This is a genomic window from Streptomyces chiangmaiensis (assembly GCF_036281785.1).
GTDB classification, from domain to species: domain Bacteria; phylum Actinomycetota; class Actinomycetes; order Streptomycetales; family Streptomycetaceae; genus Streptomyces; species Streptomyces chiangmaiensis.
The window spans coordinates 1-6,149 of sequence record NZ_JAYWVC010000321.1 but is presented as its reverse complement, the minus strand read 5'-3'; the positions used below and the strand labels follow the sequence as shown (position 1 = coordinate 6,149).

Here is a 6,149-nt window from a genome sequence, read left to right as displayed (position 1 = left end):
CTAGTAGCTCCCCTTCCGAGCAGCGATCCGGTCCGTCGCGTTCCAATAAGCCGTGTCTTAGAAGTAGGTGACCTGGCTGGTTGGCCGTCCGGGGAAACTGCGGGCGATGTCGTTGATACTGGTCGAGGTGGTGACCTCGTGCTCGTCGCTGCGGACAATCTAAGTAGCCGCCTTCGTCCAAAACGGGTGCCGAGGTGAACCACCACACTGGGTCGTCCTCGTCGGGCTGGACAACCATGAAGGTGTTGTCGGAGAACAGCTCAGGCGGGTCATAAACCTGGTGGCGACCGCACGGTTGCGCTTGAGCCGGTTGATTCCGCACTCGACCGGCGTGCCGGGCCCTGTAGTCCTCGCGGTCGAAGGCCGGAGGGGGCCCGCGGGTCTTCCCACGTTGCTTGCGGTTGGCGGCCTGGTCGGACACCACGCGGTGCTTCCGGTGCGAAACCCCGCGTCCGCGCCGTTGGCCGGAGGCAAAGGCCTACCCACGGGCCTGGGAGAGCCGGCCCGTCGCGAGGTGAAAGGGGCTCGATTGGTGCACCGGCGGTTGCTTGCAGATACACGGTGCCCGTTGCTTGGTGCTTTCAGCGCTCGGCACCGGACACCGGCCCGTGAGGGTAAGGCCACCGCAGGGGCGTCGTACGCCGTGCGGTCAGTCGCATGACAGGAACGGCCCCGGCCGGCTGCGGAGCGCGGAGCCGTGGCGGGGTCTACCTAATTGACCTCACTAGGTCATTAACCGGATGCATGGTCGCGTCAGCCTTGCAAACCTTTCAGGCACGGTCGGCTGGAACTCACGTTGCAGCCGAGCCGCAACTGTTAGGAAGGAGCGCGTCACTTCCACGTCCGCCCTCGCTCTCGGCAAGCAACCTCGCGCACGATGCCCTATGTAGTGGATGCCGCGCCGGCCCGCCGGCTATGACCGACCTACTTGAGTGAAGGGCATCCTGCTCTCGGTTGCCGCAGTCCGCTAGAAGGTGCGTGAGATCACCGTGGAGTACGCGTCCAAGATTAACGCCGAGCATGCTGTCAAAGCCGACCCGATCTCACCTGCACGTCGACCACAGAATAGGAATCATCATGGGCTATCCCGACCTGGAACTAAACATCGGCTTGACGCTCGCAGTTGCCTGCGACCTGCACGTACGTGTGCCTGTACGGTTCTCTTATGCGTGTGCCGACCCGTACGCCGTTCAGGTCTCCTTCAACATCACACCTGACCGGGTGGTCCACTGGACGTTCGCCCGAGAACTACTCGACCAGGGCATGAAGGCTGCCGTCGGACTCGGTGACGTGAGGGTCGCTCCCATCGGGCCGCTCCTAGATCAGCACTTCAGCATCGAACTTCAACCTCCAGACGGCTACGCTCGCCTCGAAGGTCCTGTCGCTCCGATCAAAGCATGGATCGCCAAGACCCATGAGGCCGTCCCGGCAGGTAGCGAAACGGCGCTAGTGAACATCGATCGTTTTCTTGAAGAACTTCTGGCTCGCTAAGGGCTCGCAGAGAATTTGACTTGCGGGTTTTTAGATCTGTGACTCAGCGAAGATACCGGCCCGGTCCCGCGTAGTTGGCCGCGTTCCGCGATCACTGGACGAATACTCTGCTGCCAGAGCAGCTGCCAACACCTGTCATGCCGCGGACTGCGAAAAGCATGTCCGGCTGTCGCCGTGTCCACGCGATGACTCGGTTATGGTGAGGACCCTGTCCAATAGCCGTATCAGCTGGGTGACGTTGTTGCTGTCGGCGCCAGCCAGCGACCCCGTGAGCGGGATGCCTTAGCCGTCGGTGAGGACGTGGTGCTTGCTGCCTGGACGTGCGCAGCCGACTAGGCTCGGCCTGCTTTGGGCACCGCCGGACCACGCGCACGTGGGAAGGGTCCACCACTGCCCGCGACCAGTCCAGCTTCCGCGCCGACCGCAGTTTCTTCAGCAATACCAAGTGCAACTTCTCCCACACGCCGACCTCGTTCCAGGTGGCCAGATGCTGACAGCAGGCCATACCGCAGCCAAAGCACAGCTTTTGAGTCAGGTACTCCAACTGGATGTCGGAGTGCAGCATGAACGATCCTGCACAATGCCTGTCGGTCCGGCACCCAGGGCCGACCTGTCAGCAGTTTCGGCCCTGACTCCGGCAGCAACGGTTTGATCAACGCGCACAGTTGGTCCGACACGACCCACGGATGCGACTCGCGCTTCCCCACGACCCGGCCATGGAACAGAAAAAAAATTCTATTAGATCTCTGAAAACGTAGTTCCCCTTGGAAACCTAGGCGAACTCCCCGCTGCGGCGAGAGGTCGCTCAATGGTGTCACGCCGACGTCCCGAAACGCCGAGACGTCGTCAAGGCGTCATACATCACATAGACGGTAAGCACAGTCGCAAAATTGGTCGTACGGTAATCCTTCGCACCAATTAAACAAGGGCGATAAGAATGTATATACAAAAGCACTTGAGCGCTCTGGTCGAGGTGTGGTCCTGGCAGAGGTTCGCAGCATGTCGTGGCCTGGACAGCACGGTGTTCTACTCGCCCTCGGGAGAACGTGGTCTGGCCAAGCTGCATCGCGACAGACGGGCCCAAGAAATCTGTGCCGACTGCAATGTTCGTTCTCAATGCGCGGATTTCGCCCTGCGCTACGGCGAACGCCACGGTGTCTGGGGCGGAATGAGCGAGAACGAAAGATGCGCGATTCTCGACGCCTCGCACCATTCGACCATCCCGCCTGATACCTCGGCATGGGGGTCGGAACTCTGAATCAGCTGCACCCTGGGGGGCTGCTTCCGCTATTGATCAAGAACTCAGATCGTTCTCGTCCACGACGCAGCTGACGTGAGGGTCGCTGAAGTAGCCGCGGGCGTTGTGCGGCTGACGCTGACGTCTGCGGGAGAAGCGGCGGGTTTCGTCGGCGAGTTCGGCCCCATGGCATTCTCGGTGCTGTGTGGGCAGGCTGTGCTTAGGTCCACATTGACCAGTTCGTCGGGGTTCAGGTCGACCTAGTCATCATCGCCCTGAAGCTTTGGGACACAGAGGTTGGTCTTCGGCCCCTACCTAACCGAGCAGGTGCTCATTGCGCAGGATTTGCTGACTGCGCAGTCGCACGTCGCCCGTAGCAGCACAGCTCCGAAACGTGCTGGGAAGCAGTGCCTGATGGAACCCTTCAATCCCCCGGCTAGGTCTTCGAACGCCGACACAGGGCGGAGTCGCCGGACGTGAAGCCGGGTAAGTAAGAGGTTTGGCGGCCGGGCCACAGCCCCCGCGACAGGCGGAGCACCGTTCGGCGTCCTGCTGATCCGGGCTGCGCTTCTGATCGTCCTCACGCTCCTGTTGCGTCGGGCGTGCAGGAGGAGCCGCAGTCCATTGGTGGGCTCTTGTACAGGAGGCAGCAGGGCACCGTCTGGCGGCAGCCACGCGGCTACGATGGGCATCGCAGCGGAGACCAGCACAGCGGCGTCGGGAGTGACGACGGGGCATCAGCTGCCCGGCCAGATCCAGTCGGCAGCCCAGCCACCTGAGAAGCGCGCGAGCCGGGCGCGCATGGCCGGGCTATCCCGTCCCCGGCGGGAGGTTCCGCCACGATGGTCTACTGCGCCGTGCCCGAACGGTCTCTCGCGACCAGTCCGCGGCATCCGTGAACTGCAGGGTGGTCGCCTGCTGCGTATCGCGATCTTCGTCCGGCCCAGGCATTGCAGTCCGGGGCCCACGCAATGCAGGGCGGCCCTCGGGGTCAGCCCCGCCGACGGAGAAGGAGTCTTGCGCCTGGTTGCGTAAAGCACCAGCACAGGCCTCATAATGGACTCCTGAGTCCCCTTCGGGGGGAGTGTGTCCTCGGCGGCCCAGTCGTCTGCCTGCGGACGCGGGACAGCGAACGCCGAACGGATCAGAGGTGCCTATGGCTGGAGTTTTGCTCGACGATCGCGCGCAAGACGTCCGTGTCGTTGATGAGGCTGAGGGCCCTCGGTACGCGCTCTACGTCGACGCCGAGCAAGCAGGGGTCATGGTGTACCGGATCGTTGGTCGCCGCCGCGTGCTCGGTCACACGGAGATCGACGAGGGTTACTGCGGCCTGGGTCTCTCTCGAGTCCTCATCCGTGCTGTCCTGAACGACCTGCAGCAGAGGAAGGAAAAGGTGACGATCTACTGTCCTGCCATCGACCGGTTCATCAAGCAGAGCAGGCAAGTACGTAGAGGTCATCGACACGGATCACCCGGGAATCTGGAACGAGCCCACAGTGGATGGTCCCGCGACCTGACTCTTGCCTAGTCAAGGAGCCTCGCGCTCTTCGCCCGTGCCGCAACGCCACGCAGACCCGTCATGCTGATCCGGTCGTTCTGGACCCGTGAGTCCTGTCGGCCCTGACCGGGCGGCGTGCGGTCCTGAGGCCGCCCGCTCGCAAACGGAAGGGTCCCGAACCCGCTGGGTCCCGAGCCTCGAGGATCTGCTGGAAGCCAAGGCGTACTCCTTCCACGCCAACCATGCCTACCTGCGAAAGCGGGAATTCGCCGCACGATCCCCGAGCCGGCCCTTTTCTGCCAGTACTCGGGTGACATCCCCTGATCGTCGGGCGCCCGGTTTGATTGGAGCAATATCTGATGCATGACGCTGCCGCCTCCCCGAGTACTGGTGGCGTCGACCATCTCGTCGGACGTGACGCTGACCTCGGCCGCATCGTCAGCCTCCTCGTAAACAAGGACGCTGGCAGCGCGCTGTTGGTGTCCGGGGAAGCGGGAGTGGGCAAGACTGAGCTCTTGGACGCTGTGGCGCACACCGCGTCGGAAGCCGGGATGTACGTACTGCGTGCTGCTGGTGTTCAGTTCGAGGCGGACGTCAGCTACTCCGCTCTGAATCAAGCGCTCCTGCCCTTGACGGACCTCTTCGACAACCTAAGCAGCACGCACCAGGACGCCATCAAGGTCGCTCTGGGGCTTCGTGTTGGTGCCCCTCCGGAACGACTGCTGCTCTCCAACGCCGCACTGGCACTCCTGCAGGCAAGAGTGGCCAAAGACCCAGTGCTGCTTGTCGTTGACGACCTACAGTGGGTTGACCGGGCCAGTGCTGCAGTGTTCGGCTTCATCGCTCGCCGCCTCACCAGCAACCCGATCAGTTTCCTCGGTGCCTCCCGTACGCAGACGGGCAGCTTCTTCGAACGTAGCGGGCTGCCTCAACTCGAGCTTCCGCCGCTGGATGAGGACGCCTCGACCCGCCTCGTCGACTCCCGTTTTCCCGGCCTGGCACCGGCGGTGCGCCGACGCGTTCTAGAGACCGCGCAGGGCAACCCGTTGGCCCTGCTCGAACTCCCCGGTGCGCTACGAGCCGGACAGCGCGGGGCGCGGGAAACCCTTCCATACGTTCTGCCGCTCAGCCAGCGTTTGCAGTCCCTGTTCGTCTCACGTGTCCAGAATCTTCCCACTGGTACCCGGTACCTCCTCCTGGTCGCCACTTTGGACGGCACAGGTGACATCAGCACATTGCACGCGGCGGCGCGTGAATCAGGCGGTGAAGTCGACCTTGAAGACCTTGCTCCGGCGGAACACGATCAGCTGGTGTCCCTGGACACCAGCTCACGAGGACTGGTCTTCCGCCACCCCCTGATTAGCTCGGCAGTCGTGGAGATCTCCACCAGCAGCGAGCGACGCGCAGCCCATCGGGCTCTGGGTCGAGTTCTGTCCGATCCGGAACGCCGGGCCTGGCACCTTGGAGAAGCCGCCTTCGAACCCGACGAGCAGGTAGCTGTTCAGCTGGAACAGCATGCGCGCCGCATCCTCAACCGGGGCGACGCCGTGGCAGCGATCGCGGCGCTCACCAGAGCTGCCGACCTCAGCCCCGTGGCCACGGATCGTGCCCGGCGGCTGACGGAGGCCGCCTACATCGGGGCCGATGCGACGGGATCGCTGCGAAGCGCCTCCGAACTGCTGGAAGATGCCAGACGAGTGGACCCGTACCAGCGCAGATCGCTGCACTTCGCCGCCGCGGCGGTGCAACTGCTTCTGAACAGTGATGGGGATGTCCGCACAGCTCACCGTCTGCTGGCGGGCGCCATCGCGGAAGGTAAGCACGGTTACGATGCCACGAACGTGGCCCTCACCGACGCTCTACACCTCCTGCTCCTCTTGTGTTTTTACGGTGGCAGCCCAGAGATGTGGGAACCTTTTCATG

4 protein-coding genes and 2 pseudogenes are annotated in these 6,149 nt (G+C 63.3%); 4 read left to right on the top strand and 2 right to left on the bottom strand.

The features are described 5' to 3' along the window. Window positions 1–57: 57 nt before the first annotated feature. Window positions 58–322: pseudogene (locus VXC91_RS41285) on the bottom strand (hypothetical protein). Next, window positions 274–418, bottom strand: a pseudogene (locus VXC91_RS41280) (IS5 family transposase); the annotation flags it as partial. The pseudogenes VXC91_RS41285 and VXC91_RS41280, both read right to left, overlap by 49 nt. A 659-nt stretch (window positions 419–1,077) precedes the next feature. On the opposite strand from VXC91_RS41280, the gene VXC91_RS41275 reads away from it, so the two are divergent. The 4 genes from VXC91_RS41275 to VXC91_RS41260 all read left to right on the top strand — a co-directional run. Continuing rightward, complete coding sequence (locus VXC91_RS41275; RefSeq protein ID WP_329512501.1) at window positions 1,078–1,491, top strand: SsgA family sporulation/cell division regulator; 414 nt, start codon at window positions 1,078–1,080, stop codon at window positions 1,489–1,491. A 955-nt stretch (window positions 1,492–2,446) separates the two neighbouring features. Beyond that, window positions 2,447–2,749, top strand: coding sequence for a WhiB family transcriptional regulator (locus tag VXC91_RS41270; RefSeq protein ID WP_329512500.1), 303 nt, complete (start codon window positions 2,447–2,449; stop codon window positions 2,747–2,749). 1,135 nt (window positions 2,750–3,884) lie between these two features. After that, window positions 3,885–4,256, top strand: coding sequence for a GNAT family N-acetyltransferase (locus tag VXC91_RS41265; protein ID WP_329512499.1), 372 nt, complete (start codon window positions 3,885–3,887; stop codon window positions 4,254–4,256). Window positions 4,257–4,585: 329 nt separating this feature from the next. Further along, window positions 4,586–6,149 (top strand): AAA family ATPase (locus tag VXC91_RS41260; RefSeq protein WP_329512498.1); only part of this gene is annotated, 1,564 nt, incomplete at its 3' end.